Annotated in this window: 1 protein-coding gene; it reads right to left on the reverse strand. The window is 57.1% G+C overall.

Annotation, left to right across the window (positions count from 1 at the left end; genetic code table 11):
- On the reverse strand, positions 1 to 1224 hold a 1224-nt coding region (locus E1189_RS01415; protein WP_155158321.1), incomplete at its 3' end, for a tape measure protein.
- Between the last annotated feature and the right edge of the window lie 133 nt (positions 1225 to 1357).

The following is a 1357-nucleotide window of genomic DNA, read 5'->3' on the forward strand; positions in this document are numbered from 1 at the left end:
CACCTTGTTGGCATCCTTGGCGACGCCATCAGCAAAGGCCGTCATCACTGCGCGGGTGCCGTTGGAAAACGACCGGGCCTTTTGTTCCAGCTCATCAAAACCCAGAGCGCCGACAATATCCGCCGCAGCCTCCGATATCTTGGCAATAGCTCCAGTAATAAAAGTCGCTGCACCTTTAACGACAACCGACAGGCTATTGAACAGGGCCTTGATGCCATTGCCCAATACCTGAAAGGTGGCGATCACTGTGGTGGCCGTATCGACGATCTTCTGAAACCCGCTGGTCGTGGTATTGACCACCTCATCCAGAGTCAGGTTGGAAAAGAAGACTTTGAGGCTTTCGGCGATGGCAATAAAGGTTGCGGAGATATTTTTAGCCAGCTCGTCCAGCTTACCGTTGGCCGCCAGCTCATCGAGCTTGTTGCCCACTGCCGTCATCTGGGCCTTGATGTAATCCGCCCAGCCGCTGTCGCTTATGGCTTTGGCGAACAGCTCAAACCGGTCTTTCATGTTCGACCAGAGGCCAGACAGGGTCTTCATGTTCTTCTGGGCCGCGCCCATGGAGCTGGAGCCCATCTCGGCAATCAGGGCTTTGATAACATCGGTGCCCAGCTGGCCTTTCTCTGACAACTCCCGGAGCACCTGCACGTTTTCCCCGGTGGCCTGCTCCAGCAACTGCCACGCAGGCACGCCCGCCTCAATCAGCTGGCGCAGCTCCTCGCCCTGCAGTTTCTGCTTACCGAAGGCCTGTCCCAGTGCCAGCGAGATACGCTGGAGCCGTTCAAACTCCCCGCCCAGCTTGGCGTTCTGATCCACCAGCGCCAGCAGGGTGCCGTCCATAGGATCGAGGCCGAAGTTCTTGAGAGTGACGAAGGCTTGGGTGACTTGGTCGAGCTGCAGGGGTGTGCTCTTGGTGAACTCTTTGATCCAGCCCACCGCTTGCTCACCAGCTGCGACGCTGCCCATCAGGGCTTCCATCTGGATGGCAAGGCGTTCGTACTTGTCGCCAACTCCGAGAACACCTTGCATGGCTCGCTTCAGGGCATAGATACCGGTGACGGTCAGGACGGTGTTACGGATAGACGTCGCGAGACGGTTGAAAGAACCACCGGTGCCATCGGCATTACGGCCCACATCCCGGAGTTGGGTGCCGAGCTTTCTCAGTTTCCCCTTGGCCAGATCCTTGGCCCGGATGACGATATTCAGGACTTGGTTACGTGCCATGTCTCAATCCCTTGAGCCGTGAAAAAAAAGCCACCAGCCCTTACGGAGTGGTGGCGAGTGCGCTTGCAGGAGATTCTTATGCTCTTATTCCGCTCATGGCTGCTTGTTCGTTAAAGAGCCTGCGCCACTTTCA

The sequence above is a fragment of the Parendozoicomonas verongulae genome (assembly GCF_009711465.1).
GTDB classification, from domain to species: Bacteria; Pseudomonadota; Gammaproteobacteria; order Pseudomonadales; family Endozoicomonadaceae; genus Sansalvadorimonas; species Sansalvadorimonas verongulae.